This is a genomic window from Caballeronia arationis, from assembly GCF_001544975.2.
Lineage (GTDB): Bacteria > Pseudomonadota > Gammaproteobacteria > Burkholderiales > Burkholderiaceae > Caballeronia > Caballeronia arationis.
This window is the reverse complement of record NZ_FCOG02000486.1, coordinates 1-1,113: the sequence shown is the minus strand read 5'-3', so window position 1 is coordinate 1,113 and position 1,113 is coordinate 1. Positions and strand designations below refer to the sequence as shown.

At 55.7% G+C, this 1,113-nt stretch carries 1 protein-coding gene; it reads left to right on the top strand.

The genetic code is table 11. The features are described from left to right. The first annotated feature begins 408 nt into the window (after positions 1 to 408). Positions 409 to 864, top strand: a complete 456-nt coding sequence (locus AWB81_RS43375) for an HU family DNA-binding protein (protein WP_062644760.1) — start codon at positions 409 to 411, stop codon at positions 862 to 864. Positions 865 to 1,113: the final 249 nt, after the last annotated feature.

Genomic DNA, 1,113 nt, shown 5'->3' with positions numbered 1-1,113 from the left:
CGCCTCGCCGCTCCACTATCAGCATGATCCGGTGCAGACGATCAAGACCAGCGTGCATGGCGCTACCGAAGTGAAGGTCCGAGGCAACGCCCACTACGAAGCGACGATTACACGAATTCCTAATCGCGGCAAAGTTAGCGCTGATCAATAGCCTCGGCTTCTGTACGCCTACCGCGTCGCCCCCTTCATAACAGTAGTTTGCGCGGTTTTACGTCCTGAGACGGCGTACAGGTCGTCGTTTTCGCCTTGTTCTACCCGCGAACCCTTTGTTTTCGGGCCTCGTGCCGTTGCGTATTCGTGTTCGCATTGATAGGCTACCGGCTGCTCGAGGAATTGCACCTTTGCGTATGTCGATGACTATTCAAAGGCAAGATCTCGGGCCAATCTTTGGTCATAGACGAGGAACACATGGCAAAAGCAAGTGCAACAAACACAGTAAAGGCACCTAAAACGGCTACTACCCCTGTTGCGAAGAAGGCGAAGGCGCCTCAGGTTAAGAAGGCCGCGGCACCTGCCACGAAGAAAACGGTGGCTGCTGCTGCGCTGTTGAAACCCATCAAGGGCTCGTTCACGAAGGCATCGCTCACCGTACATCTCGCCGAGCGTGCTGGCGTTGAACCTAAGGCCGCGAAGGCGTTGATGGCGGCACTCGAAGAAACGGTGCTCGCATCAGTCCACAAGAAAGGCGCCAAGGAGTTCACGCTGCCGGGTCTTTTGAAGGTGGTGGCGCAAGACATACCCGCCAAGAAAAAACGCTTCGGGAAGGACCCGTTTACCGGCGAGGACAAGTGGTTCGCCGCGAAACCGGCATCCGTGCGTCTGAAAGTGCGTCCTCTGAAGAAACTGAAGGACGCCGCGCTGTAAATCGAGCGCTATAGTAAGAAACGCCCCTCAGGACCGAAGTCTGAGGGGCGTTTTGCTATCTTCGAACGCGCAACGAGCTCGGCGCTGCCCCGTTACATCATTGTATTGCCGTCCGCGGTAATCTTGAATCCCGTAATAAGGTGGCCCTGGACATACTTGCTACTCTTGTTAACTCGAGAGTGCCGAGTTCTTGCGCCTTTCTCACGGTCTCATCTTGGCGTTCGTGAGCGCCGATCCAGTTCTCGGTAA